Below are 25,500 nucleotides of genomic sequence, written 5' to 3'. Positions count from 1 at the left end.
CGCCGGTTGTCAAGAGGCCGGTAAATGTCTTCTCACATTCGTGAGACGGCGTTACGCTCGCGCCCGTGTCACACAAAACTTATCTCTCGCATCACCGAACGTCTCGACGTGCCCTCCGTCGGTGTCGTCGTCCCCGCGTATCGGCCGAACCCGGCCGCGCTCGGCGCGTACCTCGACAGCCTCGACGAGGCGCTGGACCCCGAGGCGATTCGCGTCGAACTCGACGCCCCGTCGCAGGCGACGCTCGATGCACTCGCCGACGTGCCGGCGACACTCGCGGTCAGCGACGCCCGTCGCGGGAAGGGACGGGCGATCACCGACGGATTCGACGCGCTCGACACCGACGTCCTCACGTTCGCCGACGCCGACGGGAGCGTCCCCGCGTCGTCGCTCGCCCGCGTCGTCGAACGGGTGGACTCGAACCTCGTCGTCGGGTCGCGACGACACCCCGACGCCGACGTCCGGAGCCACCAGTCGTTCCTCCGGCGGACGTTCGGCGACGTCTTCGCCGGACTCGCGCGGACTCTCCTCGACGTCCGACTCCACGACTACCAGTGCGGTGCCAAGGCCCTCTCGAAGTCAGTGTGGGAACGCGTCCGTGGACACCTCACCGAGACCGGGTTCGCGTGGGACGTCGAACTGGTGGCGATGGTCGACGCACTCGGCTACGACGTCGTCGAAGTCCCGGTCACCTGGGACGACGACCCGGCGTCGACCGTGGACCCGCTCCAGACTGCGGGCCGACTCTTCCGGGCGCTCGTGAGCGTCCGCCGGCGCGCGAGGTCGGTCGACCGCGACCGGACTCGTGACAGACCGACGTCCGAGAGAGCCATCGCCCGAAACGCGGAGGAGGGAGGAGAGTGAGACGCCGTCTCCGTGCACTCGTCTCGACTCGCCGGATGGGCCAGTTCTTCTCGGTCGGCGTCCTCGGCGCGGTAGTCGACACTCTCGCGTTGCTCGCACTGGTCGAGGTCCTCGGCGTCGCACCGACCCCCGCGAAGATCGGGAGCGCCGAGGCGTCGATCTGCCTCATGTTCGTCCTGAACGAGTTCTGGACGTTCCAGCAGGTCGGCGAACGCGACCCCTGGGCCGTCCTCCGGCGATTCGGCAAGTCGAATCTGGTCCGGTGGGTCGGCGCCGGCATCGCACTCGTCGTCCTCCACGTCCTCACCCAGCAGTTCGGCGTCTGGTACCTCCTCGCCAACGTGGCGGGTATCGGCGTCGGGTTCGTCGCGAACTACGTCTTCGAGAGCCTCCTCACCTGGAAAGTGAGTCGCGAAGAACCGATCAGTTCGTGACTGTTAGTCGTCGATTTCCAGTGTGCCAGTTGCCACAGGATCGCCACCAGTCTGGTAGTCAAGGCGGATTTCAACCGAGTAAGATCCGTCGCTCGGATTCGTCATATTGGCGTACTTGACGATGATTGTATGGTTGGCGCGAGGGCTGTACTCGGTAGCGGACTGGTCAACGTCGATACGGAGAGTGTGACCGCTATCTAACGTATCGACTGAACTGACCTCGTCACGGAGGCTCCTGTCGATATCTCCGTCTCCATCTGTATCTGCCCCGAGACCCTGAATATCCGCGATCGTGACGCTGGACCCATCAGATTGGTCGTATGTGACCAAAACTCCGTCGAGGCCACTCATATTCGAGTCGACTCCGACGCTCACGGCGTGCGTCGTCTGCACGTTCGCCGACGGATTCAGCGCGTAGATGACTTCGCCACGGTGTGCGGCCGCGTTCGCGGAGAAGTCACCGAAGGTGTCGGTCGACGTCGAGACGAGCACCGTCCCAGAGGTACTCGCGCCCTCGGGGTTCCAGACGACGGTCACGCGCTCGGAGTTGCGGAGCGTCGCCGTCGAGACGTTCTGCTCGATGGTCTCGCCGACGCCGAACTCTGTCGGCGTGTAGCGGGCGAGAACGCCGGACTCGTTGCGGACGACGAGCGTCCCGTCGGCGAGCGCCTCACCGCTCCGGTGGTGGACGACGAGTTGGTCGTTCGCGTCGTCGTAGGAGAGTTCGACGACGGCCGTCGTCGGTTCGCTACTCGGGACGCCGACGCCCATCGCGAACGCGCCGACGAGCGTGGCGAGGAGGACCACGATGGCGACGAGGACGACCGTGCCGACGACTGGACTCAGTCCGCGCTCGGACGGGCCGGCCTGGGGGGAGTGACCGGACTGGCTCATGGCGGGTGTCGGAGTTTCTCACGTCGCGAGGAAAAGGTCGGTGGCCGGAGATGTCGAGACGCGTACTCGACGGCCGGAGGACGCGGCGGAGGGGGACCGCGCCGCGGTGGGGGACACCACCGTTCGAGTGTTCTCGGACGGGTGACCCACCACCGTGCAACTGTTCTCGACTACGCTTCGAGGTCGCTCTGCAGGCCGAGGAGTCGTTCGGAGATCTCGTTGATGCGCTCGTTGGCCTCCGAGACGAAGTCGTCGGTTCGGTCGGTCGTGATCGCCCCCTGACTGGTCGCCTCGATGAGACCGGCGTCTTCGAGGACGCGCAGCGAGTAGCGGGCCTTGTGGTGTGGGTAGCCGGTCTCGTCGGAAAGTCGGACGATGCCGATCGGTTCGTCGTCGACGACGTGTTGGAGAATTTCGAGGTGTCGACCGAACATGTCGACTTCCTCTTCGAGATCTTCGAGCATACTCGATCTGAGGGGACGCCGTGGTTTGAGGGGCCGTTTCTCGGAAGCCTCTGCCTCATCTCGGTGACGAGACAGGAGTGGGCTTAACCCACCCGGGCGCGAACCGGACGGTAGTGAAGTCGCTCCACCTCGCCTTCGCGCGCGACGACGACCCCGCCGGACGGTTGCTCCCCGTCCGGGACGGTCGGAGCGGGACGCTTCACGCCCTCCAGTACTGCCGAGACGGGACGTTCCTCGAGGTGTGTCACTTCGAGTCCGACGGGGACGCGGGACTCGAAGACGTGCTCGCGGCCGACGACCGAGTCCTCGACTTCGAGACGTTCGACGCCGACGGTGAGCGCGGAGGTGGCGAGGTGGCCGACACGGGACGGTGGTGTTTCACACGGGTCGAACCGGGCGAGCGCGTCGTCGAGTTACTCGGACTCGTCGAGCGCTTCTCGCTGTTGCTCGACACGCCGTTTCGCTTCGACGCCGAGCGCGTGACCGTCCGTGTGGTGGGGACGGCCGCGGACATCAGCGACGCCGCCGACGCGCTCCCCGAGGCGGTCCGGACGGACATGCGCGTCGTCCAACTCACCGACTACGTGCCCGGACGGGACGTCCTCCAGAGCGCGCTCACACCGCGTCAACGCGAGGTACTCCACGCCGCGGTCGACGTGGGCTACTACGCCGACCCGCGGACGGCGACCGTCGCGGACGTGGCCGACGCACTCGACGTCGCTCCCTCGACGGTCTCCGAACACCTCCGAAAACTCGAAGCGCGGGTCTTCGCCCGACTCACTTAAACGGCCGGCGAAGTTCGGCACCACCCGTTAGGCCGTCGCTCCCCTCTCGACGGGCATGAGCGACGGCGTACACCACGACCACATCCCCGGTCCGAGTGGGAAGCCACTCGTCGGGAACACCGTCGAGTTCGGTTCCGACCCCCTCTCTTTCCTCACACGTCTCGCCCGCGAGTACGGACCCGTCGCCCGCTACGAGGCCGGCGGCTTCGAGTTCGTCCAGGTGAGCGACCCCGACCTCGTCGAGCAGGTGCTCGTCCAGCGCAACGAACGCTACGAGAAGGGCGACCGGTTCCAGGCGTCACTCCGGCCGACGCTCGGGAGCGGACTTCTCACGAGCGAGGGCGAGTACTGGCGCAACCAGCGTCATACCCTCGAACCGGCGTTCTACCCGCGGATGCTCTCCTCCTACGCCGAGACGATGGTCGACTACACCGAACGACTCCTCTCGGAGTGGGAGGACGGCGAGACGCGCGACGTCCACGAGGACACGATGTCGCTCACCGTCGAAATCGCCGCGAAGGCGCTCCTCGACGTCGACATCCGCCAGGAAGAGGGCGACATCGCCGAGGCACTCGAAGCCGTCATGGACCGGTCGACGGCCAGTACGCGCCGACCGGTCCAGGTGCCGGAGTGGGTCCCGACACCGATGAACCGGCGGGCGCGGGAGGCACGTGAGACCCTGAACGACGTGGTCGAACGCATCGTCTACGACTACCGCGACGGCGAACCGCGCGAGGGCAACGACGTCGTCTCGCTGCTGCTCCGCGCGAGCGACCACCTCGGCGAACCACTCTCGCCCGAGCAGATCCGCGACGAGGTCGTAACCATCCTCCTCGCCGGCCACGAGACGACGGCGCTCGCGCTCACCTACACCTTCCACGCGCTCGGCCGGAACCCCGGTCCCGAGCGGGCACTCCACGACGAGGTCGACGCCGTCCTCGGTGACCGGCGACCGACCCAGGACGACCTCGACGACCTCGACTACGTCGAGCAGACGGTGAAGGAGGGGATGCGGGTGTACCCACCGGTGTGGCAACTGGTCCGCGAGGCGGCCGAACCCGACGACCTCGACGGCTACCGGATCGACCCGGGAACCACCGTCTCGATGCAGCAGTGGGTCCTCCACCGCGACCCCCGCTTCTACGACGACCCCGAGACGTTCCGGCCCGAGCGGTGGACCGACGACTTCGAGAAGTCGCTCCCGAAGTTCGCCTACTTCCCGTTCGGCGGCGGGCCGCGGCGCTGTATCGGCGACCGCTTCGCCATGCTGGAGGCACGCCTCGTCCTCGCGACCATCGCGCGGGAGTGGGCGCTGCGCCCGCACGACGACCTCTCCTTCTCGCCGTCCATCACGCTCCGTCCCGACGGCGACGTCGAGATGACCGTCGTCCGGCGGTAGGCGAGAACCGGGTAGGTCCGACCGAATCCGAGGACCCATCCGTTCGCCGGGCGAATCGGACGTATGCCCGACCACCGGAACCGTGGGTTCGAACGAATCGCCGGCGGGGACGACCTCTCCGTCGGTGTCTTCCTCCCCGTCGGGACCGACGACGCCGTCCCCGAGATGGACGGCCAGGCCGAACTCGCCGCCCGCGCCGAGGAGCGGGGCTTCGACGCCGTCTGGTTCCGCGACGTCCCGACGTACTGGCCGAAGTTCGGGGACGCGGGCCACGTCTACGACCCGTGGAGTTTCCTCGGGCACGTCGCCGCCCACACCGAGGAGGTGGCCCTCGCGACCGGCGCCGTCGTGCTCCCGTTGCGCCACCCGCTGCACGTCGCGAAGGCGGCGGCGTCGGTCGACCAACTCTCGGACGGCCGACTCGTCCTCGGCGTCGCGTCCGGGGACCGACCGCCGGAGTTCCCCGCCTTCGACGTCGAGATGGACGAACGCGGCGAACTCGTCCGCGAGAGCGTGGAGGTGCTCCGGGCCTGCTGGACCGAGTCGTTCCCCGAACTCGACTCCCAGTTCGGCACGCTCGACGGCCGACTCGACGTCGTCCCGAAACCGGTCGCGGAGACGGTCCCGCTGTTCGTCGCCGGCCACGCCCAGCAGTCCCGCGAGTGGATCGCCGAACACGCCGACGGCTGGGCGCAGTACACCTTCCCCGAGGACACCCTCGAAGCGTTCGTCGGCGAGTACCGCGAGAAGACGGACGAGCGCAAACCCTACGTCCAGTCGACGCGCATCAGGCTGAAAGACGACCCGACGGCGGACGCAGAGCCGATTCACCAGGGGTACGCGGCGGGGAGCGAGTGGGTGCGCGAGAAGTTCGACGCCCTCTCCGCCGCGGGCGTCGACCACGTGGCCGTCGGTGTCGAGGCGGGAATACCCGACCAGACCCCGGAAGCAGCACTCGACCGATTCGCGACGCAGGTGCTCGACGCGCGGTGAGCGCGACTGGCGGCGAGACGTCCGACGGTGACCGAGGGCCGGGGCGCCACACACATAGTGGTCGAACCCGAACCACCGACCATGCCCCGTTCGTTCGCCGACCGTCCCACCCCTCGCCGGCAGCCGTGACGGACCGACTCGACCTCGACGCCGTCGCCGCGTACGACCCGGAGACCGAGCGCAACGACGAGGAGGCGGCCGTCCTCGTGCCGGTGGTCCGTACCGACGCGGGCGACGAACTCGTCTTCACCGAGCGGACCGCCCACCTCTCCACACACCCCGGCGAGATGAGTTTCCCCGGCGGCGGCCGCGAACCCGCCGACGTCGACCTCTGGGAGACGGCCCGCCGCGAGGCCCACGAGGAGGTCGGCATCGGCCCGACGGAGACCGAGCGGGTCGGCCAACTCGACGACGTCCCCTCGCACTTTCGCTACCTCGTCCGGCCGTACGTCGCGACCGTCCCCGACCGCGAGTACGAACCCACGAGCGGCGAGGTGGCACGCGTCGTCCGCGCGTCCGTCGACCGACTCACCGACCCCGCGAACTACGCCCGCGAGCGCCGCGCCCACCCCGACGAGGGGTCGTTCAGTTTTCACGTGTTTACGCTCGCCGACGACGCCGTCGTCTGGGGGTTGACCGGACACATCCTCGCGGAACTCCTCGGCGTCGCGACCGACTGGGACCCCGACGTCGAGGTCCGCGAAGTCGACTACGAGGAGCCGTGGCCCCACGAGCGGTGAGCAGCGGGCGCTACACCCGCCAGTAGGACTCGGTGAAGAGGACGAGGACGGTCAGCACTTCGAGGCGGCCGAGGTACATGAGCGCGGCGAGCAGGAGTTTCGTGCTCGCGGGGAAGCCGAGGTAGTTCTCCATCGGGCCGACGGTTCCGACGCCCGGGCCGACGTTGCCGAGCGTCGCGGCCGCCGCGCTCGCCGCCTCCAGCGCCGAGAGCGACGTGCCGTCCGTCGTCCCGAGGGCGAGGACCGCGAGGGTCCCGACGACGAACAGCAGGAGGTAGAGCAGCGTGAACGCGTGGACGCCGCGGACGGTGCGCTCGTCGAGGAGGTCGTCGCCGAGACGGACCGGTTGCATCGCGGCGGGGTGGGCGGTCGTGAGCAGGGTCCGGCGAATCGACTTCGAGACGACGACCCAGCGGACGATTTTCACCGCGCTCGCCGTGCTCCCCGCCGACCCGCCCAGGAACATCGCGACGACGAGGAGCGTCTGGATCGGGACGCCCCACGTCGCGAAGTCGGCGCTCGCGTACCCCGTCGTCGTGACGATGGAGATGGCCTGGAAGGTGGCGTGGCGGGCGAGCGCGAATCCGTCGCCCGCGAGTGAGGCCCGCGTGTCACCGACGACCAGCAGGCCGGCGACGAGCGCGACGGCCGCCCCGAGCACGCCGAGGTAGGCGCGGAACTCGGTGTCCTCGCGGAACGCGGCGAGCGAGCGGTCGTCGAAGGCGCGGTAGAACAGCGCGAAGTTGACGCCGGCGACGACCATGAACGGGACGACGACCCACTGGACGGCGGCCGAGAACGCCGCGACGGAGCGGGCCTGCGGGGAGAACCCGCCGGTCGGCATGGTCGTGAACCCGTGGGCGACGGCGGCGTAGAGGTCCATCCGTGGGGCGAGACCCGCGAGGTGGAGACCGTAGAGCGCCACGACTTCGAGCGCGGTGAGCGCGACGTACGTCAACCAGAGGACGCGGGCCGTCTCGACGATGCGCGGGGTGAGTTTCTGCGTGCGCGGGCCGGGTGCCTCCGCGCCGACGAGACGCGTCCCGCCGACTGAGAGTTCGGGGAAGAGCGCGACGGCGAGGACGACGATACCCATCCCGCCGAGCCACTGGGTCTCCTGGCGCCACAGCATGAGCGCCGCGCCGTGGGTCTCGACCGAGATGCTCGCCATCACCGTCGCGCCGGTCGTCGTGAAGCCGCTGAACGACTCGAAGACGGCGTTGACCGGGCGGGCGGTCGTCCCGGACCCGGCGAGGACGTACGGGAGGGCCCCGAGAGCACCGACCGCGAACCAGACGAGGGCGACGGTGAGAATCGCCTCGCGCGGGCCGAGTCCGTCCGTCTCACCCAGGCGGGAGAGACCGAGACCGACCGCCAGCACGAAGAGTCCGGTCGCGGCGAACGGCCGGAGCGCCTCGTCCGCGAGGAGCGCGACGGCCGCCGGCAGCGCGAGCGTGGCGGCGAACCACGTCAGGACCCGGCCGGTGTACCCGAGGGCCGCACGCCAGTCGACGCGGAGCATTCAGAACTGGTCGAGCGCCCGGTCGCTCACGTCGGCGCGGGCGAAGACGACGACGTGGTCGCCGGCCTGGAGTTCGAAGTCGGGGTCGGGGGCGACGTACTCGCCGTCGCGGGTGAGTGCACCGACGGCCGTCCCGTCGGGGAGACTATCCATCAGGTCCGCGAGCGTGTGGCCGGCCGCGAGACTCTCCTCGACGACGGCGACCTCGAACACCTCGGCGCCGTCGCGACCGACGAAGACGACGTTCTCGGTGCGCCGCCCGCGGGTGAAGCGGGCGATCTCCTCGGCCGCCTCGGCGCGCGGGTGGACGGCGACGTCGACGCCGGCCTCCTCGAAGAGGACGTCGTACTGTGCGGAGTCGACGACGGTGACGGTCCGGTCGGCCCCACGACTCCGGGCGAGCATCGACGTGAGTAAGCCCCGCTGGTCGTTCTCCCGGGCGACGACGACCACGTCCGCGTCGCCGACGTGTTCGCGTTCGAGGAAGTCGGGGTCGGTCGGGTCGTGGACGAGCAGCGTCGTCTCGGAGAGGTCGTCGGCGAGGTCGCGGGCCCGTTCGTGAGACTCGACGACCACGCGGGCCGGGCGCCCGCGCTCTTCGAGGAGGTGGGCGACCTGCCGGCCGGTCGCACTCGACCCGAGGACGACGACGTCCTCGACCGCCGCGACGTCCTCGTCGGCGACGACGTCGGCCGCGACGTTCTCGACGCCACCGGGTGCCCCGACGACGACGACCCGGTCGCCCGCCGCGAGCGGTTCGATTCCGGTCTCGGTATCGGCATCGGCATCGGCACTTTCCAGAGGATCGAGGACGTCGACCGCGCCGTCGCGCAGGACGCTCACGACCGCGCAGTCGCTCCGGCCGACCGCGGTCGGGTCGCGTCCGGCGAGCGGACTCCCCTCGGCGACCTCGAACTCCGCGACGTGGACGTTCCCGCCGGCGAGTTCCTCGAACTCGTGGGCCCGTGGGAGGTCGACGAGTCGGGAGATGGCCCGTGCCGCCCGGAGCGTCGAGTCGAGGAGGTAGTCCGCGCCGTACGCGCCACGGGAGCGACGCCAGGCGCGGAGGTAGGCCGACTCCTCGACCAGTGCGACGGTGAACGCGTCGCTAATCGCGGTAACGGACCCACAGACAGTGAGGTTCGTCTCGTCGTCGTCGGTCGCGGTGACGACGACGTCCGCCTCGTCGACGCCCGCCTCGTCGAGGACGTCGGGGTCGGTACCGTCGCCGTGGACCCCGAGTACGTCGTACCGCGTCGAGACGGCGTCGACCCGGTCGCCGTCGACGTCGATGGCGACGACGTCGTGTCCCTCCGCGAGGTCCGCCGCGAGGGCGGTCCCGACGGCCCCGACACCGACGACCAGGACGCGCACTACGGCGACACCTCCGTCATGGACGAGGGTTCGACCGCCTCCCACAAGTGGATTGTCGCCGCCGGCGCGGCGAATCGACCCTCACTCGAGGTAGTCCTCGCACTCGAGCAGGAACTCGTGGAGGTTACGGCCGATTTCCCGGTCGAAGACGATCGCGGTCCCGACCGCGTCGGACTCCCGGAACTGCATCACGAAGGCTTCCTCGAATGTGTGGACGGTCACCCGGTACTCGCCGAGCGTCCGTACCTTCGGAGACTGCGCGAGGACCGTCTGGTGGACCTCCCACGCGGCACTCCGCAGTCGTTCGAAGCCGTCACGATACGCCGCCTCGACGTCGTCGCGAGCGTAAACGACGTCTCCGCCGTCCTCGGTGTACCTGAACACGGCCCGCAAGGTCCCTCCTGCCCGCTCTCGACAGAAGTCGGTCAATTCCTGTACGTTGTCTGACGTCACGCCGGCTTGTACACACAACAGGGATAAACGACTGGTGGCCGCGTGTGTCGATTTCGTAGATATCGCCCCGATAACTGAGATATAAACGAAGTATCGTCACTACGGACGCTATTTCTCAGTTGTCGACGACGTTGTCGAGATATGCGCCGCGTTGTGGAGATATACTCAGATTCCGAGTGTGCGTCGGACGCGAGTTGCGAGGCTCGACTCGTCGTCGCGCTCGGTGGTCGACGACGCCGGGAGCGGGAGTTCCGTGGCGACGGTGTCGAGTTCCGCGTCGCCGAAGCGGTCGTCGTCGCGGGCGTGGTCGAGCCAGGCGGCCCACTCCTCGGCGGTGAGGCGGCCCTCGGACTCGGGACCCCACTGCGAGGCCAACTCCTCGCGGTCCTCGAAGGGGACGTCCATCCCGCTGTCGCCCCAGTAGAGCGGGGAGAGGAGGAACGCGTACTCCTCGTGGTCGAGCGGGACGAACTGGAAGGGGTAGTCGTTGAAGAGGAAGACGTCGTCGGTGTCGACCACGTCGCCGTTCGGGAGTTCCAGCGTGTCGGTCATTACCCGACTAGAGGGACTGGAGCCGTTTATGGCTCACTCCGCCCCGTCGAGGACGTCCCGCGCGACGCGTAGCGTGACGTCCAAACCGTCTCTGACGTCCGAGACCGCGATGGACTCGTCGTACGTGTGGGCCTGTGCGAGTTCGCCCGGTCCCCACGTGACCGCCTCCATCCCCGCGTCGTTCACGAGGTTCCGGACGTCCGTCGCGGCCTCGATGCCCCACGGGTCGGGACGTTCGCCGGTCACGGCGGCCGTGTGGTCGCGAATCGTCTCCGCGAGCTCGCAGTCGGAGTCGACCGCGGCGGACTCGTAGCGCTGGATCTCCTCGACGCGCGTCTCGACGCCGTGTTCCTCCCGGACGTCGTCGAGGAGGGCGTCGACCTCGTCGCGGACGTCCGCGATTTCCTCGGCGGGGAGGACCCGCCGGTCGAGGACGAGTTTCGCGGTCCCGGGGAGCACGCCCAGGTTGCCGCCGACGCCCGCCTCGAAGCGGGTGACGTTGGCGTACGCCTGTCCCACCAGCGGGTCCTCGCGCTCGCGGAGTCGACGGTCGTAGGTCTCGATGGCGTCGACGACCGGCCGGGCTTCGAGGACGGCGTTGCGTCCCTGGTCCGGTCGACTGGCGTGCGAGGGGTCGCCCTCGACGGTCACCTCGTAGCAGACGAGTCCCTTCGCACTCGTCGCGACGCGGAAGTCCGTCGGTTCGAGGACCACCCCGTAGTCGCCGTCGTAACCGCGTTCGAGGAGCGTCTTCGTCCCGGGGACCGCCGTCTCCTCGCCGACGGCGCCGTGGAAGACCACCGACCCGTCGAGGTCCCCGTCCGCGAGTTCCTCGCGGAGTTCGAGCATCGCGACCATGCCGACGGCGAGTCCCGACTTCATGTCGGCCGCGCCCCGACCGTAGAGGCGACCGTCCTCGACCTCGGCGGCGTAGGGTTCGTGAGTCCACTCCGCGGGGTCGTCGGCGGGGACCACGTCGAGGTGTCCGTTCAACACGAGCGTCGGGTCGCCCTCGCCGACGCGGGCGGCGACCTGCGGGCGGTCGGGAATCGGTTCCTCGACGAGTTCGGTGTCGACACCCCGTTCCGCGAACCAGTCGTGGACGAAGCGCGCGCACGCCGCTTCCTCACCCGGCGGGTTCTCCGAGTCGAGGCGGACGAGTTCGCGAGCGAGGTCGACGACGTCGGGGACACGACCGTGTTCGGCCATCGACTGCCCTACCACCCGCGACGGTATCAAAGTCGCGACGCGGGGAGAAGAAATCCGAGACTCAGAGGTCGGTCAGTCGGTCGCGGACCTCGTCGGCGTCGAGACCGTCGAGCGTGTCCAGTCCGTGCTCGACGACGAGCGGGAAGAAGTGGCGGTTCTTCTCGAAGTCCTCGTCGAACTCGAACTCGTAGTCGGCCTTCAGCCGGTTGTAGACGTGGTTGAGCCGACGGTGCTGGTTCTCGGGGAGGTACATGTACGTCCCGATCTGCTCGTCTTTCACGCTCGCCTCTTCGGCCGCGTCGGTCGACTCGTCCGAGTCGGACTGTTCGGTTCCCTCGGTCCGGGCGGACGGTTCGCTCGATTCTGACGGTTCGTCTAGTTCGTCAGGTTCGTCCGGTTTGGACGGGTCGTCCGGTTCGTCGGTCTCGACCCGGTCGGACGACTGGCGGCGGCGCTCGCGCAGGCGGTTGGCGCGGCTATCGTCGCTCATGCCGTCACCTCCTCGGTCTCGGCGTCACCGAGTCCGAACTGGTCGTCGAGGTTGGCGGCGATGTCGAGGAACACCTCGTTCATGTCGCACTCGGGGTCGTACTCGATGACGGAGACACCCTCGGCGAGGGCTTTCTGGATAGCGGCGCGTTCGCGGACCTCCCAGACCGGGACGTCGTCGAAGGCGGCGTTGATCCACTCGACCATCTCCTGGGCCTGGTTCTTGCGGACGTCGATACGGTTGACGACGACGCCGCGTTCGTGGACCTCGATGTCGTAGTCGAGTTCGATGGCCTCGACGTGGTCGAAGAGGAGTTCGAACGCCCGCTTGCTCGTCGACTCGGCGAGCGCGGGGATGAGAACGTTCTGGGTCGCGTACAGCGCGTTGTCCATCAGGTTGCCGAGGTTCGGCGGACAGTCGACGAGCACGTAGTCGTAGTCGTCCTCGATCTCGTCGAGGAGGAGGTCGAGTTGCTCGCCGCTGCGCCGGGCGAGCGTGAGCTCGGGTTCGGCGGCAGTCATGTCGATGTTCGAGGGGACGACGTCCATCTCCTCGTGCTCGCGGACGATGTCCGTGATGGCTCCACGCTGTTCGGGGTCGGTCAGGCAGTCGAACAGCGTCGGCGGTTCCTCGTCGTAGGCGTCCATCATCCCGAGGTTCTCCGTGGCGTTCCCCTGGGGGTCGAGGTCCACGAAGAGGACGTCGCGCCCGCGCGCGGCGAGCGCGCCCGCGACGTTGATGGCGACGGTCGTCTTCCCGACGCCGCCCTTCTGGTTCGAGACGCACAGTTTAGCCGGTTCGCCCATACAAACACTCCGTACCGCACCATCCACTATAAAGATACGTCAGACATACCGTAAGAACCGTCCAAACCGGTTTTGCTAGTTCGTCCGAATGGTCAGATACACAGTAAGTGTCACGATGTGGCCGGCGACGACACCGAATCGGGACGGGCGTCAGTACAGAAACGCTGTACCGCAGTGAAAGGGCACTGTGGCGGATTCGTCGGCGAGACGACCGGAACGAATAAAGGATTGTGTCGACAAATACTGTGTATGTCTGAGCCAGGCGAGACCGAGCGTGCGGAGTCGCTGACCACCTCCCCCGACCGGGGGCGCGGCGTGCTCACACAGAGCGACCGGGAGTTCCTCCTCGGGCGGAAGTCCGACTACACCGAGCAGTCGCGCCGGCAGAAGCGCAGTCGCATCCGGCGGCGCGTCCGCAACGCCATCCTCGACTTCTCCATCCTCTTCGAGCACCTCGACGAGCGCGACCGGGAGATGGTGTTCGACCCGGACGACGACTACCGCGAGGAGTACACCCGCGGCATCACCGACATGCTCGCCTTCCTCCACCTCGGGACGATGGGCTACTACACCCCGTTCAAACACATGCTCGCGGAGGGAGTCAACCGCGCCGAGCAGGAACTCGCGGGGTCGGACTACCGGATGGTGTCCGTCGAGTTCAACGTCGACCCGGTCGGGCGCATCGACGTCGACGAGGTCGTCGACAAACTCGAAGAGGGTCGCTTCGCGGAGTTGACCGACGAAGAACTCCAGGCGTTCGTCCGGTTGCTCGCCGACGCCGACGACGACACCTTCTCCGCCGCGGACGTCCGCGAGGACATCCGCGAGCAGATGTCGTCGTTCGTCGAGAACGTCGAGGAGGCGCGTCGACTCCGCGAGGAGCGTGCCGAAGAACTGCGAGACGAGGAATGAGAAGCGGGACGGTCCGCCCCGTTACATGAAGTCGCTGATGCCGAAGAAGTACTCCATGACGAGGATGACCGAGAGGACGCCGGCCATCAACAGCGTGGCGATGGCCGCCAGCGTCGCCGGCGCCGTGTTGTAGAAGAGGCTGAACAGGACCAGCGGCATCGTCTTCGTCTGTGCCCCGGAGAGGAACAGCGAGACGATGTACTGGTTGAACGAGAGGATGAACGCGAAGACGAACCCGCTCATCAACCCGGGTTGGACGAGCGGGAGCGTGATGCGGAGGTAGGACTCCAACTCGGTCGCGCCGAGGTTCTGGGCCGCCTCTTCGAGCGAGAGGTTGTAGTTCTGGAGGCTCGCCCCGATGGTCCGGATCGGGTACGGCAGCGTGAACATGATGTGGCCGACCAGCAACGTCCCGAAGGAGAGCTGGATGGTCACACCGAGCAGCGCGCCGATGCGGTTGATGAACAACAACAGCGACAGCCCGATGACGATCCACGGGTAGATGAGCGGCGAGATGAGGACCGTCTCGATGGTCGTCTGGTACTTGAAGTCGTACCGGACGATGGCGAACGCCGCCAGCGCACCGAGGACGGTCGAACAGATCCCGGTCGCGATCGCGAGCTTCAGACTCGTGAACAGCGCGGCGTCGATGTTCAGGTAGCCGAGCGTCTCTGGGAGCGTCGTGTAGTGCTGGAGTGTGAACCCCCGTGGCGGCCACGTCGCGTACGCCGACTCCTGGAACGAGATGACGACGACGATGACCAGCGGCGCCAACAGGAACGCGACCGTCCCGTAGACGAGCGCGTTGTAGCCCACGGTCGTGGCCTTCGAGACGAGCGAGTCGAGACGGAGCGACCCACCGTCGTCGGCGGTCGCCACGTCAGACACCCCCCACGCCGTCCATCTGTTTGAGGACGCGCTGGTAGCCGACGATGACCAGGAGGGCGACGGCCACCAGGATCATCGACAGCGCACTCGCGAACGGCCAGTTGCTCGTGCTCGTGAACGTGTTCGTGATGACCACCGGGAGCACCTTCACGCCGCCGCCGAGCATCGCCGGCGTCACGTACGACGCTAGCGAGACGACGAACGTGATGAGGACGCCCGCGCTGATTCCGGGGAGCGCGAGCGGGACGAGGATCCGAGTGAACACGGTGAAGCGGTTCGCCCCGAGGTTCTGGGCCGCTTCTTCGAGGGTACGCGGAATCGTGTGCATCACGTTGATGATGGGGAACACCATGAACGGCAACATCACGTGCGAGAGCCCGATGATGATGCCCGTCTCGTTGAACAGGAGCGTCGGCGCCGTCTCCGACGTGACCAGCCCGAGCATCTTCAGCGTCGTGATGATGACGCCCGACCCATTGAGCAGTACGAACCACCCGAACGAGCGGACGACGAGGTCGATGGTCAGCGGAGCCAGCGTCGCGATGACGATGAGCTTGCCCGTCCACCCACCCTTCCGGACCGCGGCGTAGGCCAACGGGAACCCCAGGAGGAAGTCGATGACCGTCACGATGGCCGCGATCTTGATCGTGCGGAAGAGGATGTTCCGGTACAGCGGCGTGGTGAACGCCTCCAGGTAGTGGGCGAGCGTGACGCCCGGTTGGATGTTCCCCTGGACGAACGGGTTCATGCTGTAGCTCATCAGGATGAGCGTCGGGAAGACCATCAACACCGCGACGACGAAGAGCGTCGGCGCGATGAGTGAGTACTTCCCGACCCGCGTGTCACCGTACTTGCGGAGGACGTCCGACACCCGTTCGTTCACGTCGGAGAGCCTCGACTGGTTTTGTTTCGTCGCCATTCTTCACCCGTGTGCGAGCCGTGTGTCCTCGACGCTCCACGCGAGGACGACGTCGTCGCCGGTCTCGTGGAGCGTCGCGGCGTGTTGGTTCGAGTCGTCGACCACGACCTCGAAGCCGCCGACGTCGACGAAGTATCGCACCTTCGAGCCGAGGAAGAGTCGACGTTCGACCGTCCCTTCGAGAGTGTTCAGCGAGTCGTCGCTGAAGCCGGCGGAACGTGCGTTCACCTTCTCCGGGCGGACGAAGACGGCGCCGCCCTCCTCGGGGACGCCCGAAGTGTTCACCCCGAGGTCCGTCCCGTCGTAGGTGAGGACGACCCCGTCCTCCGTCTCACGGAGGTCTCCTTCGAGGAAGTTCGTGTCGCCGATGAAGTCGGCGACGAACTCGGTCGCGGGTTCCTCGTACACCTCCATCGGCGGGGCGATCTGTTCGATCTGTCCCTCGTTCATGACCGCGATCCGGTCGGCCATCGTGAGCGCCTCTTCCTGGTTGTGCGTCACGTAGAGGGTCGTAATCCCGAGTTCGGTCTGGAGTTCGGTGAGTTCGACTTCGAGTTGGTCGCGGAGTTTCTTGTCGAGGGCGCCCAGCGGTTCGTCCATCAACATCACTTCGGGTTCGATGGCGATGGCGCGGGCGGTCGCGACACGCTGCTGTTGCCCTCCGGAGAGGTTCGTCGGCGTCCGGTCGGCGAACCCGGCGAGGTCGACCATCTCGAGGACCTCCTCGATGCGACGGTCGATCTCGTCGCCGTCGAACCCCTTGCGTTTGAGCCCGAACTCGATGTTCTTGCCGACCGTCATGTGGGGGAACAGCGCGTAGTCCTGGAACACCATCCCGGTGTCCCGCTTGTGGGTCGGGACGGAGGTGACGTCCCGTCCGGCGAGCGATATCGTGCCGTTGGTCGGCTGCTCGAACCCGGCGAGCATACGGAGCGTCGTCGTCTTCCCCGACCCGGAGGGACCGAGGAGCGCGAGCAGTTCACCGTCCTGTACTTCGATAGAGACGTCGTCGACCGCGACGACGTCACCGTACTTCTTGGTGACGCCGTCGTAGCGGATCGCGACGTCGGATCCGTCAGCAGATGCCATGGTTCGATTTCACGAGTGAGGGCTGTTGGTAGTGTTATTGCGAGAAGATCTCGTTCCAGCGTTGCGACCAGTCGCTGCGGTTGTTCCAGATGTACTCGAAGTTCGGGAACGCGAGTTGGTCGAACTCGTCCGCGGTCGTCGCGCCGAACTCCTTGGCCTGCGGGTCGACCTGTGCGTTCTTGTTGGTGACACCACACCCCATCTCGGCCGAGGCCTTCTCCTGGAACCACGGCGAGAGACACTCGTTCGCGTAGACCAGCGCCGCGTCCATGTTGTTCGTCCCCTTGGGGACGCCGACGGCCTCGGCGAACGCGATACCCTTCGGTTCGAGGCGGAACAGCGCGTTGATGGGCGCGCCGCTCTTCCACATGTCGAACACCATGTAGTCCCAGAACAGGTTGAGCGAGTCGACGTTGCCGCTGGCGAGTTGCTGTTTCGCGGACGCGACGCCCTGGTAGGTCGTCTTCACGTTCGGCTTCATATTCTTCTCGAGCCAGTCGAAGCCGGCCTGGACGTCGAGTTTGGAGTTGAAGGGTTCGCCCGTCGCGATGGCCGAGGCCATCAGCAGGAGGTAGGGACCCCCCGACCACGAGAACGGCACGAGCGCCGTCGCGCTCGAATTCTTCATCGCCTCGGCGTGGGACGTCGGCGTCGAGTCCCACATGTTCTTGTTGATGACCGGCAGCACCTCGCCGACCTCCCAGGAGGCCCCGGTCCCGCCGTAGTGGACGAACTTGTCGTAGATATTGTCGATCTGCGGGACCAGGTCCTTGTGGTCGGTCAGCGGTTCGAGCCACCCGTTACGGGAGGCCTTCTCGATGCCGATGACGTCCGGAATGAGGACGTCCGGCGGGCTGTCCGGGTTGGCCTGGAGTTTCGTGAGTTGTGTGGTCGTGACGGCCGTCTGCGTGTTGATCTTCAGGTTGTACTTCTCCTCGACGCGCGGGATGAGGTACTTCTTGTGGACGGTGGAGATGGCGCCGACGTTGAGCATGACGCTGATCTCCTTGCCGCCGAAGTCCATCGGCCCGCCGTCGTCGGTCGTCGTCTCGCCTCCCCCACTCGTCGTCGTGTCTCCCCCACCGCCGCCCCCGGTGAGACAGCCTGCGAGGCCAGTCATCCCGATGGCGCTCGCGCCACCGACTTTGAGGAACGTCCGACGCCGCTGACTCCCGGTTCTGGTATCTCTGTCTGCCATTATCTCCCACCCCCACTATTGCGATACCCAGTATATATAGTTTGGTGTGTGTCGACGTTCGGTGGCCGAACGTCCAGTATTTTCGACTGTTAGTATCCGTATCCGAAGGAATTTGGTAGTCGACGCGTGCCTCAGTCTTCGAGGAGGGCGTCGTCGCCGTACCGCTCCCGCAGGGCGGCGAGTTCGGCCTGTTGCTCACGGACGCGCGACGGCTGGTCGGCGTAGGCGAACTCGAACAGTTCGTCGGGGTCCGGAGTCGTCGCCTCCGCGGCGTCGACCGCCCGTTCGAGTTCCTCTTCGACCCACTCGTCGATGGCGGCGACGCGCTCGTCGTCGAGGCGGCCGCTCTCCCGGAGGAACGTCTCGAAGCGCGGGAGGGGGTCGTGGTCGCGCCAGCGTTCGAGGTCGGCCGCGTCCGTCTCGCGGTGGTAGTTCGAGGGGTCGTCGGTCGTGTTGTGGGCGCCGACGCGGTAGAGGACGGCCTCGACGAGCGTGGGTCGGCGCTCGCCGTCGGCCGGGTCGTCCTCGCGGGCGCGCGCCGCCGCCTCCCGCGTGACGTTGTAGACCGCCAGCGGGTCCGTCCCGTCGACGCGGACGCCCTCGAACCCGTAAGCCGTCGCCTTCTGCGCGATGGTGTCGGTCGCCATCTGCTGTTCGACCGGCGTGGAGATGGCCCACTGGTTGTTCATGCAGAAGAACACGTTCGGCGTGTCGAAGACGCCCGCGAAGTTGAGCGCCTCGTGGAAGTCGCCCTCCGAAGTAGCGCCGTCGCCGAAGTAACAGCAGAACACCTCGTCGGTGCCGCGGAGTTTCGCGGCGTGTGCCAGGCCGACGGCGTGCGGGAGGTGTCCCCCGATGGTGATGGAGATGGGGAAGACGTTGACGTCCTCCGGGACGATGCTCCCCGCCTCGTGGCCCATGTAGTACTGGAGGATGCGCTCGGGCGGGAGACCGTGGGCCATCGTCGCCGCGTGGTCGCGGTAGTAGGGGACGAGCCAATCGTCGTCGGCGAGCGCCGCCTCGCTGCCGACGAGTGCCGCCTCGTGCCCGGTCAGCGCGGAGAACGTCCCCATCCGCCCCTGCCGCTGGAGGCTGACGCCGCGCTCGTCGAAGCGGCGGGCGAACTTCATCCAGCGGTACATCTCGACGAACTCCTCGTCGGAGCAGTCCGGGACGCGCTCGGGCGCGACGACGTTTCCGTCGGCGTCGAGCACCTGGTTGTCGAACTCGACGTCGGGACCGGCGTGGCTCATCGTGTCCACTGCGGCGCCTGCCGGTTGGTCACCTTCGACCGCATCGACCCGATGGCCTCGATACGCTCTTCGGCCACCTCGTTGGCGATGGCGTAGGTCGGGCGGTCCTCGCGCTCGGAGCGCTCCCCGATTTCGAGCATCCGGTCGTAGATGCCGTCGATCATCGCCGTCGCGCGGTCGTGCTGGTAGCCACCCTTCCGGAGGAGGTCGGTGTCGTCGATGGTGCGCCCGGAGTTCGCGAGGTAGTCGGGCGCGTAGAGGATGCCCTCGTCGTGGAGGCGCTGGCCGTGTCGCTCCTCGTCGTCGAGTTGGTTGTTCGCCGCGCCGCAGACGATGTCGCACTCGAGTTGCGGGATGGTCTCGTCGTTGATGACGAAGCCGAGTGCCGAAGGGGCGAAGACGTCGCAGTCGACGCCGTAGACGTCGTCGGGGTCGACCTCGTGAGCGCCGTACTCGTCGACGACGCGGTCGACCGCCTCCTGGTTCGGGTCGGCGACGGTGACGCGAGTGCCCCGGTCGGAGAGGTAACTGACGATGGCCTCGCCCATGTCGCCGACGCCCTGGACGACAACGTGGAGGTCCGAGAGGTCGCGGTCGTCGTAGGTGAGGTCACAGCACGCCTCCATCGCGCGGACGACGCCGAGACCGCCACCGTGGTACCCCTCGGGGTGGTCGAACTGCTCGGGGAGACCGAGGACGTAGTCGGTCTCCATGTTCACCCAGCGGAGTTCGCGCTCGTCGGTGCCGACGTCGCCGCCGGTGACGAATCGCCCGTCGAAGCTATCGACCATCCGGCCGTAGGAGCGGTAGAGTTCCTCGGTGTTGTGGTCGTCGTCCTCGACCCAGATGACCGCCTTCGCGCCACCCATGTTGATACCCGAGATGGCGTACTTGTAGGTCATCGCCCGCGACAGTCGGAGGACGTCCTCGATGGCCTCTTCCTCCGACTCGAAGGCGTAGCGGCGAGTGCCGCCCGCCGCGGGTCCGAGGGTCGTGTCGTGGATCCCGATGAACCCCCTGAGACCCGTCTCCTCGTCGCGGAACGCTTTCAGTTCGTCGTGCCCGTGCTCTGCCATTTGTTCACAGATACCGTCCATCGACAGGGAGATGGCCGGACGACGACTTAGTTGTTCGGGTGGGTCCGACCACCGTGGCCGCTCGCGCTACTGCTTCGCTTCCTTCCGCGCGCCGAGGAACTGGGTGACGACGGCCGCGGCGGTCATCGTCGTCGCGCCGGTCGAGTCGAGCGGCGGTGCGACCTCTGCGAGGTCCGCGCCCCGGACGAGGTCGTGGCGACCGAGTTGGTAGACGAGTTCGAGCAGTTGGTAGGGGAGGAGTCCACCCGGACTCGGCGCACACGTCCCCGAGGCGACGCCCGCGTCGAGGACGTCGATGTCGACGGAGAGGAAGACCGCGTCCGTCCCGTCGGTCGCGGCCGCGAGTGCGCGCTCGACCGCGGCGTCGACGCCCTCGCGGTGGACCTCGCGGGCCGTGACGACCTCCGCGCCGACGTCGCGGACGTAGTCGACGTAGTACTTCGAGTTGTGCCACCCCGAGAGACCGAGTTCGACGAAGTTCTCGCCGTCGAGTTGCCCGCTCTCGTCTTCGAGGAGGCGGCGGAACGGCGTCCCCGCGGAGAGTTCGCCGCCGTGGGAGTGCCGGACGTCGTGGTGGGCGTCGACGTTGATGACGCCGATCTGCCCGTCGACGGCGTTCATCGTCGCCTTCGCGGTGGGGTAGGTGAGCGAGTGGTCGCCGCCGATGCTGAACGGGACGACGCCCGACTCGGTGACTGCGGTGAGGACGCGCTCGACGCGGTCGTGGCTCTCGTGGATGTCCGTGTGCACCACGTCGACGTCGCCGTAGTCCACGACGTCGAGGCCCTCGCTGATGTCCACGTCGATTTCGGGGTTGTAGCAGGTCCCGTGTGTGAGGTCTTCGCGGACCCCCTCCGGGCCGGCGCGCGAACCGCGCGGTCCCGCGACGCACCCGGTGTCGAACGGCATCCCGACGATGCCGACGTCGGCGTGGTCGGCCTCGCGCACGTCGGTGATTATCTCGCCAACGTTCGTGTCGTACTCGTCTTCGACGCCGACGCTGTAACCCACGTAGGGCGAGAGCAGGTCGGCGACCGCTCCAGGAACGACTCCATCTGGCTGTGCCATGGATTCCCGTACCCCGAGGGAGGTAATAGTGGTTGCGGGACGAGGGCAAACTACTTGTGGGTAGTGGTACCAGACACCAGTCGTATGTCCGGAGAACTCGACGGAAAGACGGCCGTCGTCACGGGATCGAGCAGCGGTATCGGGAAGCACCTCGCCGAGCGGTTCGCCGCGGAGGGCGCGAACGTCGTCACGAACTCACGTTCGAAGGAGCGCGCCGAGGCGACGGCCGAGACCATCCGCGAGGACGGGAACACCGCCGTCGCTGTCGAGGCGGACGTCAGCGAGAAGGCCGGCGCCGAGCGACTCGTCGAGCGCGCGGTGGCGGAGTTCGGGTCGCTCGACGTGATGGTCAACAACGCGGGTATCAGCCACATCTCCTCGGCGCTGGAGATGCCCGAAGACGAGTGGCGACGGGTCATCGACGTGAACCTCACGGGCGTCTTCTTCGGCGCACAGGCCGCCGGCAACGCGATGGTCGAACAGGGCGGCGGCGGCCAGATCATCAACGTCTCCAGCATCTTCGGGAGCATCGGCGTGCAGGGCCGCGCCCCCTACAACGCGTCGAAGGGGGGTGTGAACAACCTGACGCGCTGTCTCGCGGTCGAACTCGCCGAACACGACGTCCACGTCAACGCCCTCGCGCCGGGGTTCATCAAGACGGCCCTCGACGAGCAGACACGCGAAGAGAAAGAAGAGGAGGACGAGGACGCTGGCGAACGCGAGCCCTGGCCTCGCTACGGCTACGAGGACGAGGACATCGAGAATCGGACGCCGCTCGGGCGGTTCGGCTCCGTCGATGAGATGGGCAACTGTGCGGTCTTCCTCGCCGGCGGCGGCCACTACGTCACCGGCGAAGTCCTGCACGCCGACGGCGGCTGGCTCGCCTTCGGGTGGGGGAGCAAGGGGGAGTAGCGTCGCCGCGTTCAGTCGTACGTACAGCAGTAGTCGACGACGTCGTCCGCGACGAAGTCGAACGAGGTCTGGGCGGGAACGGTGACGGTGTCACCCGGCCCGAACACGACCGTCTCGGCGGACAACTCGATTTTTCCCGACCCGGCGAGGATTTCGATCGTCTCCGTCTCGTCGGTCTCGAACGTGTACGTCCCCGGCAGGACGACGCCGAGCGTCCGCCGCTCGCCGTCGGGTGTTCGGAGTTCGCGACTCGTGACTCGACCGTCGTAGTAGACGTTCGCGCGCTTCCGGAGGCGAACGTCCTCCAGGTAGTCGTCGGACATCGTCCGTACCTCCGCCGGACTCCTGATAAACGTTCCCGTGAGACATGGACAGACCTTTGTCCGACTCCGGCGTCCGGTCGCGTATGAACGACGACGCGGACGAACCGACGTACCGACTCGCGGAACTGACGTGGCGGGAGGTAGAGGCGGCGCTGGAAGAGACCCGGACGTTACTCCTCCCTGTCGGGTCCGTCGAACAGCACGGCCACCACCTGCCGCTCGGCGTCGACGTCCAGATGCCGGAGGCCGTCGCCGAACGGGTCGCCGCGCGAACCGACTGCCTGCTCGCGCCCGCGATTCCCTACGGCGTCAGCCCCCACCACACGTTCAAGCCGGGGACGTTCACCGTCGAGTCGGAGACGTTCCAGCACTACGTCCGCGACGTCTGTGCCTCCGCCGGCGAGTGGGGCGTCGAGAACGTCCTCCTGCTCAACGGCCACTACCTCGCACAGGACCCGGAACTCGACGTGGTCGTCCGGACCCTCCGCACCGAACACGACCTCCGGGCGTTCCACGTCCCACTCTCGGACGTGTGGGCCGAGACCGCCGAAGAAGGACGGACCGGCGAACCCGCCTTCCACGCCGCGGAGTTCGAGACGAGCGTGTTGCTCGCGCTCCGGCCGGACCTCGTGTCGATGGACGAGGCGGTCCCGGTCGAGGTGCCCGACGAGTCGCTCCCGCTCACCGACTACGACGCCTACGGCGAGAACCGGGTGGGCTGGGCGCTCTCGGCCGACGACATGGCCGACCTCACCCACGCCGGCAACCTCGGCGACCCGCGGGGCGCCACCGCCGAGTTCGGCGAGCGACTCGTCGAGACCGCCGTCTCGAACGTGGCGACGCTGGTCGAAGCGCTCGACGCGTAGCGCGACTCAGACGACTCTGTTCTCGAGGGACCGACCCGTCCGGAGGCGCTCGACGTTCTCGCGGACGCGGTCGGCGACCCGGACGTAGAACTCACGGTCCGCGACGGCGGCGTGCGGCGTGACGATGACGTCGTCCATGCCCCAAAGCGGCGAGTCCTCGGAGAGTGGTTCTTCTTCGAAGACGTCGAGGGCCGCGCCCGCGATTTCCCCGGCTTCGAGCGCCTCGACGAGGGCGTCCTGGTCGACGACCGGGCCGCGCGCGACGTTCACGAGGTAGGCGTCCTCGCGCATCGCGTCGAACGCCGAGGGACCGACGAGGCCCTCGGTCTCGTCGGTGAGCGGGACCGCCAGGACGACGAACCGGGCGTCCCGAATCGCGTCGTGGAGTCGGTCGGGCGACACGAGCGTCTCGACGCCGGGGACGGGGTCGTCGCTCCGGCGGACGCCCGTGACGGTCATCCCGAGAGCGTCGGCCCGTTCGGCGACGGCCGACCCGATGGTCCCGAGACCGACGACCGTCACCGGTTCGCCGCGGAGGGTGAACGCGGCGTCCCACTCGGGGAACGACCACTCGCGGCGGGTCTGCTGGCGGGCGAACTGGTGGAGGCGGCGGCCGAGTGCGAAGCACATCCCGATGGCCGTCTCGCCGACGCTGTCGCCGTGCAGGCCCGCGCTGTTCGTGAGGGGGATGTCTCGCGACTCGTAGGCGTCGAACGGGAACCCGTCGACGCCGGCCTGCGTCGTGTGAATCCACACGGGGTCGGCGTCGAGCAGGGCCGGTTGGTGGGTGAACGTGACGAAGGCGTCGCAGGTGGCGGGGTCGACGCCGTCGCTCCCTCCCACCGGGACGACCTCGGGGACGTCGTCCGCGAGTTCGGCGGCGAGCACCTCGAACGGGAAGTCGATACTGGTGGATTCGTGGACGCCGAGTCGGTCGAGATCCATACCCGCAGAGACGCGCCACGACGCTTGAAGGTTGCGCCGGGGGAGGCGACGAGCGACCGGGCGACCGGGTGGACGTGCGGAACAGCCAAGGTCACCCGGTGCACGCTGTGAGGTGTGAACCTCGCCGGACTCGCACTCGCCGTCGTCGGAGCGTTCGGGTGGGCGCTCCAGTACGTCTGCCTCCGTCTCGCGACCGACCGGAAGTCCGGGTCCGTCGCCGCGGCCATGGTCGTCGCGCTCGCGACGAACGTCCTCGTCGTCGTGCCGGCCGTCGCGGTGTGGTACTACCCGGACTACGGCCTGACGCCGCTCGCGGTCGTGGCGTTCGCCGCGGCCGGTGCCGCCGGGTCGGTGGTCGCCCGCGTCGCACAGTTCGCCAGCACGACCACCATCGGCGCCGCGCGAACCGCACCCGTCGTCTCGACCACCGCGCTCTTCTCGGCCGTCTTCGCTGTCGCGTTCCTCGGCGAGACCCTCACCCCGTCGCACGCGCTCGGTGTCGTCCTCGTCGTCGTGGGCATCGCGGTCGTCTCCTACGACACCGCCCGCGACGGCGACGAAGCCTCGCTCCGTGAGGCGGGCGCCGCCCTCGCCCTGCCGCTGGTGTCGGCGCTGGCGCTCGGCGTCGAACCCATCTTCGTGAAGACCGGTCTGGCCGAGGGGACCCCGACCTTCGTCGGACTCGCGGTGATGGTGACCGCCGCCGCCGTCGGGTACGGCAGTTACGTCCGCCTCTCGCGTGCCGTCTCGCTCCCGTCGATCCGCGCCGCCCCGTTCCGCTGGTACGTCGCGACCGGACTCGGCAGCACCCTCGCGCTCGTCGGCTACTTCGGGGCGCTCGCCCTCCTCCCGGTCGTCGTGGTCGTCCCGCTCTTCCAGACGGCCCCGCTACTCGTCCTCCTGCTCTCGGCCGCCTTCCTGCCGCGACGGCTCGAACGCGTCACCCCCCGCCTGCTCGCCGCCGCCGGGGTCGTCGTCGTCGGCACGACACTCGTCTCACTCTCCACCTGACCCGGTCGTTTCTTCAAGTACCCTCGAACAGTACTTAAAT

At 67.7% G+C, this 25,500-nt stretch carries 28 protein-coding genes; 10 read left to right on the top strand and 18 right to left on the bottom strand.

Features of this window, described 5'->3' with window-relative positions; all coding sequences use genetic code 11:
• The first annotated feature begins 108 nt into the window (after nt 1–108).
• Both P0Y33_RS01045 and P0Y33_RS01040 read left to right on the top strand, forming a co-directional pair.
• On the top strand, nt 109–864 hold the full coding sequence (locus P0Y33_RS01045) for a glycosyltransferase (RefSeq protein WP_279528724.1): 756 nt from the start codon (nt 109–111) through the stop codon (nt 862–864).
• Nucleotides 861–1,298: a GtrA family protein gene (locus P0Y33_RS01040; RefSeq protein WP_279528723.1), complete on the top strand. Its 438-nt coding sequence runs from the start codon at nt 861–863 to the stop codon at nt 1,296–1,298. Before P0Y33_RS01045 ends, P0Y33_RS01040 begins: the two co-directional genes overlap by 4 nt.
• A 3-nt stretch (nt 1,299–1,301) precedes the next feature.
• On the opposite strand, the gene P0Y33_RS01035 is transcribed toward P0Y33_RS01040, so the two are convergent.
• On the bottom strand, nt 1,302–2,192 hold the full coding sequence (locus P0Y33_RS01035) for a type IV pilin (RefSeq protein WP_279528722.1): 891 nt from the start codon (nt 2,190–2,192) through the stop codon (nt 1,302–1,304).
• 170 nt (nt 2,193–2,362) lie between these two features.
• A complete protein-coding gene (locus tag P0Y33_RS01030) occupies nt 2,363–2,656 on the bottom strand; it encodes a hypothetical protein (protein WP_279528721.1) in 294 nt (97 codons plus the stop codon).
• Between the two features lie 113 nt (nt 2,657–2,769).
• Between P0Y33_RS01030 and P0Y33_RS01025 the strand changes: the two genes are divergently transcribed.
• The 4 genes from P0Y33_RS01025 to P0Y33_RS01010 all read left to right on the top strand — a co-directional run bounded on the left by P0Y33_RS01025 (nt 2,770) and on the right by P0Y33_RS01010 (nt 6,573).
• On the top strand, nt 2,770–3,441 hold the full coding sequence (locus P0Y33_RS01025; protein WP_279528720.1) for a helix-turn-helix domain-containing protein: 672 nt from the start codon (nt 2,770–2,772) through the stop codon (nt 3,439–3,441).
• A gap of 55 nt (nt 3,442–3,496) precedes the next feature.
• A complete protein-coding gene (locus P0Y33_RS01020) occupies nt 3,497–4,840 on the top strand; it encodes a cytochrome P450 (RefSeq protein WP_279528719.1) in 1,344 nt (447 codons plus the stop codon).
• A gap of 63 nt (nt 4,841–4,903) precedes the next feature.
• Nucleotides 4,904–5,833 (top strand): TIGR03571 family LLM class oxidoreductase, encoded by a 930-nt coding sequence (locus tag P0Y33_RS01015; RefSeq protein ID WP_279528718.1) that lies wholly within the window; start codon nt 4,904–4,906, stop codon nt 5,831–5,833.
• 125 nt (nt 5,834–5,958) lie between these two features.
• Nucleotides 5,959–6,573, top strand: coding sequence for an NUDIX hydrolase (locus P0Y33_RS01010; protein WP_279528717.1), 615 nt, complete (start codon nt 5,959–5,961; stop codon nt 6,571–6,573).
• Nucleotides 6,574–6,583: 10 nt separating this feature from the next.
• On the opposite strand, the gene P0Y33_RS01005 is transcribed toward P0Y33_RS01010, so the two are convergent.
• From P0Y33_RS01005 to P0Y33_RS00975, 7 genes are all read right to left on the bottom strand, one after another.
• Nucleotides 6,584–8,095: a TrkH family potassium uptake protein gene (locus tag P0Y33_RS01005; RefSeq protein ID WP_279528716.1), complete on the bottom strand. Its 1,512-nt coding sequence runs from the start codon at nt 8,093–8,095 to the stop codon at nt 6,584–6,586.
• Nucleotides 8,096–9,469 carry a Trk system potassium transporter TrkA gene (gene trkA, locus P0Y33_RS01000; RefSeq protein ID WP_279528715.1) on the bottom strand — a complete coding sequence of 458 codons (1,374 nt, stop codon included), beginning with the start codon at nt 9,467–9,469 and terminating at the stop codon, nt 8,096–8,098.
• 81 nt (nt 9,470–9,550) lie between these two features.
• On the bottom strand, nt 9,551–9,922 hold the full coding sequence (locus P0Y33_RS00995; RefSeq protein ID WP_382216407.1) for a DUF7522 family protein: 372 nt from the start codon (nt 9,920–9,922) through the stop codon (nt 9,551–9,553).
• 165 nt (nt 9,923–10,087) lie between these two features.
• Nucleotides 10,088–10,474, bottom strand: coding sequence for a hypothetical protein (locus P0Y33_RS00990; protein ID WP_279528713.1), 387 nt, complete (start codon nt 10,472–10,474; stop codon nt 10,088–10,090).
• 33 nt (nt 10,475–10,507) lie between these two features.
• Nucleotides 10,508–11,683 carry a M20 family metallopeptidase gene (locus P0Y33_RS00985; protein ID WP_279528712.1) on the bottom strand — a complete coding sequence of 392 codons (1,176 nt, stop codon included), beginning with the start codon at nt 11,681–11,683 and terminating at the stop codon, nt 10,508–10,510.
• Between the two features lie 61 nt (nt 11,684–11,744).
• Complete coding sequence (locus P0Y33_RS00980; protein WP_279528711.1) at nt 11,745–12,173, bottom strand: hypothetical protein; 429 nt, start codon at nt 12,171–12,173, stop codon at nt 11,745–11,747.
• Nucleotides 12,170–12,979: a ParA family protein gene (locus P0Y33_RS00975; RefSeq protein WP_279528710.1), complete on the bottom strand. Its 810-nt coding sequence runs from the start codon at nt 12,977–12,979 to the stop codon at nt 12,170–12,172. Before P0Y33_RS00975 ends, P0Y33_RS00980 begins: the two co-directional genes overlap by 4 nt.
• Before the next feature lie 249 nt (nt 12,980–13,228).
• Between P0Y33_RS00975 and P0Y33_RS00970 the strand changes: the two genes are divergently transcribed.
• A complete protein-coding gene (locus P0Y33_RS00970; protein ID WP_279528709.1) occupies nt 13,229–13,891 on the top strand; it encodes a hypothetical protein in 663 nt (220 codons plus the stop codon).
• 21 nt (nt 13,892–13,912) lie between these two features.
• Here P0Y33_RS00970 and P0Y33_RS00965 read toward each other — a convergent pair whose 3' ends face one another.
• The 7 genes from P0Y33_RS00965 to P0Y33_RS00935 all read right to left on the bottom strand — a co-directional run bounded on the left by P0Y33_RS00965 (nt 13,913) and on the right by P0Y33_RS00935 (nt 21,403).
• Nucleotides 13,913–14,770, bottom strand: coding sequence for an ABC transporter permease (locus P0Y33_RS00965; RefSeq protein ID WP_279528708.1), 858 nt, complete (start codon nt 14,768–14,770; stop codon nt 13,913–13,915).
• Nucleotide 14,771: 1 nt separating this feature from the next.
• Nucleotides 14,772–15,698, bottom strand: coding sequence for an ABC transporter permease (locus P0Y33_RS00960; protein ID WP_279528707.1), 927 nt, complete (start codon nt 15,696–15,698; stop codon nt 14,772–14,774).
• Nucleotides 15,699–15,701: 3 nt separating this feature from the next.
• Nucleotides 15,702–16,787, bottom strand: coding sequence for an ABC transporter ATP-binding protein (locus P0Y33_RS00955; protein WP_279528706.1), 1,086 nt, complete (start codon nt 16,785–16,787; stop codon nt 15,702–15,704).
• 34 nt (nt 16,788–16,821) lie between these two features.
• Nucleotides 16,822–17,985, bottom strand: a complete 1,164-nt coding sequence (locus P0Y33_RS00950) for an ABC transporter substrate-binding protein (protein ID WP_279528705.1) — start codon at nt 17,983–17,985, stop codon at nt 16,822–16,824.
• A 131-nt stretch (nt 17,986–18,116) separates the two neighbouring features.
• Entirely contained in the window at nt 18,117–19,238 is a 1,122-nt protein-coding gene (gene pdhA, locus P0Y33_RS00945) for a pyruvate dehydrogenase (acetyl-transferring) E1 component subunit alpha (protein WP_279528704.1), read from the bottom strand.
• Nucleotides 19,235–20,314: a Leu/Phe/Val dehydrogenase gene (locus tag P0Y33_RS00940; RefSeq protein WP_279528703.1), complete on the bottom strand. Its 1,080-nt coding sequence runs from the start codon at nt 20,312–20,314 to the stop codon at nt 19,235–19,237. Before P0Y33_RS00940 ends, pdhA begins: the two co-directional genes overlap by 4 nt.
• 87 nt (nt 20,315–20,401) lie before the next feature.
• The gene (locus P0Y33_RS00935; protein WP_279528702.1) at nt 20,402–21,403 is read right to left on the bottom strand and encodes an agmatinase family protein; all 1,002 of its coding nucleotides are present in this window, start codon (nt 21,401–21,403) and stop codon (nt 20,402–20,404) included.
• A gap of 84 nt (nt 21,404–21,487) precedes the next feature.
• Between P0Y33_RS00935 and P0Y33_RS00930 the strand changes: the two genes are divergently transcribed.
• Entirely contained in the window at nt 21,488–22,315 is an 828-nt protein-coding gene (locus P0Y33_RS00930) for an SDR family NAD(P)-dependent oxidoreductase (RefSeq protein WP_279528701.1), read from the top strand.
• Between the two features lie 11 nt (nt 22,316–22,326).
• Here the strand turns inward: P0Y33_RS00930 and ppnP are convergent, their stop codons facing one another.
• Nucleotides 22,327–22,638 carry a pyrimidine/purine nucleoside phosphorylase gene (ppnP, locus tag P0Y33_RS00925; protein WP_279528700.1) on the bottom strand — a complete coding sequence of 104 codons (312 nt, stop codon included), beginning with the start codon at nt 22,636–22,638 and terminating at the stop codon, nt 22,327–22,329.
• A gap of 83 nt (nt 22,639–22,721) precedes the next feature.
• Here ppnP and P0Y33_RS00920 point away from each other — a divergent pair, with 83 nt between their 5' ends.
• Nucleotides 22,722–23,504 carry a creatininase family protein gene (locus P0Y33_RS00920; protein WP_279528699.1) on the top strand — a complete coding sequence of 261 codons (783 nt, stop codon included), beginning with the start codon at nt 22,722–22,724 and terminating at the stop codon, nt 23,502–23,504.
• Between the two features lie 6 nt (nt 23,505–23,510).
• Here the strand turns inward: P0Y33_RS00920 and ddh are convergent, their stop codons facing one another.
• A complete protein-coding gene (gene ddh, locus P0Y33_RS00915) occupies nt 23,511–24,449 on the bottom strand; it encodes a D-2-hydroxyacid dehydrogenase (RefSeq protein ID WP_279528698.1) in 939 nt (312 codons plus the stop codon).
• Between the two features lie 114 nt (nt 24,450–24,563).
• Between ddh and P0Y33_RS00910 the strand changes: the two genes are divergently transcribed.
• Nucleotides 24,564–25,460 carry an EamA family transporter gene (locus tag P0Y33_RS00910; protein WP_279528697.1) on the top strand — a complete coding sequence of 299 codons (897 nt, stop codon included), beginning with the start codon at nt 24,564–24,566 and terminating at the stop codon, nt 25,458–25,460.
• Nucleotides 25,461–25,500: the final 40 nt, after the last annotated feature.

The sequence above is a fragment of the Halospeciosus flavus genome, from assembly GCF_029814175.1.
GTDB lineage: Archaea > Halobacteriota > Halobacteria > Halobacteriales > Halobacteriaceae > Halospeciosus > Halospeciosus flavus.
This window is presented reverse-complemented; position numbering and strand designations above follow the sequence as displayed.

Coding starts and splice junctions, on each gene's coding strand:
- P0Y33_RS00950 (WP_279528705.1), bottom strand. CDS start 17,985: ATGGCAGACAGAGATACCAGAACCGGGAGTCAGCGGCGTCGGACGTTC.
- P0Y33_RS00940 (WP_279528703.1), bottom strand. CDS start 20,314: ATGGCAGAGCACGGGCACGACGAACTGAAAGCGTTCCGCGACGAGGAG.
- pdhA (WP_279528704.1), bottom strand. CDS start 19,238: ATGAGCCACGCCGGTCCCGACGTCGAGTTCGACAACCAGGTGCTCGAC.
- P0Y33_RS01005 (WP_279528716.1), bottom strand. CDS start 8,095: ATGCTCCGCGTCGACTGGCGTGCGGCCCTCGGGTACACCGGCCGGGTC.
- P0Y33_RS01020 (WP_279528719.1), top strand. CDS start 3,497: ATGAGCGACGGCGTACACCACGACCACATCCCCGGTCCGAGTGGGAAG.
- ppnP (WP_279528700.1), bottom strand. CDS start 22,638: ATGTCCGACGACTACCTGGAGGACGTTCGCCTCCGGAAGCGCGCGAAC.
- P0Y33_RS00985 (WP_279528712.1), bottom strand. CDS start 11,683: ATGGCCGAACACGGTCGTGTCCCCGACGTCGTCGACCTCGCTCGCGAA.
- P0Y33_RS00930 (WP_279528701.1), top strand. CDS start 21,488: ATGTCCGGAGAACTCGACGGAAAGACGGCCGTCGTCACGGGATCGAGC.
- P0Y33_RS00975 (WP_279528710.1), bottom strand. CDS start 12,979: ATGGGCGAACCGGCTAAACTGTGCGTCTCGAACCAGAAGGGCGGCGTC.
- P0Y33_RS01015 (WP_279528718.1), top strand. CDS start 4,904: ATGCCCGACCACCGGAACCGTGGGTTCGAACGAATCGCCGGCGGGGAC.
- P0Y33_RS00980 (WP_279528711.1), bottom strand. CDS start 12,173: ATGAGCGACGATAGCCGCGCCAACCGCCTGCGCGAGCGCCGCCGCCAG.
- P0Y33_RS00970 (WP_279528709.1), top strand. CDS start 13,229: ATGTCTGAGCCAGGCGAGACCGAGCGTGCGGAGTCGCTGACCACCTCC.
- P0Y33_RS00955 (WP_279528706.1), bottom strand. CDS start 16,787: ATGGCATCTGCTGACGGATCCGACGTCGCGATCCGCTACGACGGCGTC.
- P0Y33_RS00990 (WP_279528713.1), bottom strand. CDS start 10,474: ATGACCGACACGCTGGAACTCCCGAACGGCGACGTGGTCGACACCGAC.
- P0Y33_RS01035 (WP_279528722.1), bottom strand. CDS start 2,192: ATGAGCCAGTCCGGTCACTCCCCCCAGGCCGGCCCGTCCGAGCGCGGA.
- P0Y33_RS00935 (WP_279528702.1), bottom strand. CDS start 21,403: ATGGCACAGCCAGATGGAGTCGTTCCTGGAGCGGTCGCCGACCTGCTC.
- P0Y33_RS00960 (WP_279528707.1), bottom strand. CDS start 15,698: ATGGCGACGAAACAAAACCAGTCGAGGCTCTCCGACGTGAACGAACGG.
- ddh (WP_279528698.1), bottom strand. CDS start 24,449: ATGGATCTCGACCGACTCGGCGTCCACGAATCCACCAGTATCGACTTC.
- P0Y33_RS00920 (WP_279528699.1), top strand. CDS start 22,722: ATGAACGACGACGCGGACGAACCGACGTACCGACTCGCGGAACTGACG.
- P0Y33_RS01030 (WP_279528721.1), bottom strand. CDS start 2,656: ATGCTCGAAGATCTCGAAGAGGAAGTCGACATGTTCGGTCGACACCTC.